Annotated in this window: 1 protein-coding gene; it reads left to right on the top strand. The window is 56.6% G+C overall.

Translation table 11 applies throughout. The features are described 5' to 3' along the window. Positions 1-292: signal peptidase I (gene lepB, locus RSB01_RS14290; protein WP_332625794.1), on the top strand; the 292-nt coding region annotated here is incomplete at its 5' end. Positions 293-514 lie beyond the last annotated feature (222 nt).

Raw genomic sequence — 514 nt, 5'->3', positions numbered from 1 at the left:
CCAGGAAAAACTCGGTACGGTAGAGCACGAAATCCGCAAGGAAATGAGCCGCTACCGTGCCCAGCCTGATGGCGAATGGAAAGTGCCGGCCGGGCACTACTTCATGATGGGCGACAACCGCGACAACTCCAATGACAGCCGGTACTGGGATGACCCCAACATTCCCAAGGACCTGCTGGGCATGGTTCCCGACCAGAATATCGTCGGCAAGGCCTTCGCGGTCTGGATGAGCTGGCCGGAACCCAAACTCAGCCACCTGCCGAACTTCTCGCGGGTCGGGCTGATCAAGTAATACAGGCGGCGCTGTGAACACAGCGCCGAATGCTTTTCTGGGGTGGGGACAAATCTGTCCTGCCTCATGCTGCACCAATCAGGATTTGAATTTGAACACTGCGTCAATCGTCGATGGCCGCCGGTGCCACCAAACAGATATGGGTAAACCGTGAGCGTTTCTTTAAGCCGTCTCGAGCGCCAGCTCGGCTACACCTTCAAGGACCAGGAATTAATGGTCCTT

The sequence above is a fragment of the Brevundimonas sp. genome (genome assembly GCF_036659295.1).
GTDB lineage: Bacteria > Pseudomonadota > Alphaproteobacteria > Caulobacterales > Caulobacteraceae > Brevundimonas.
The sequence above is the reverse complement of the archived record's forward strand: the minus strand, read 5'-3'. Positions and strand labels throughout refer to the sequence as shown.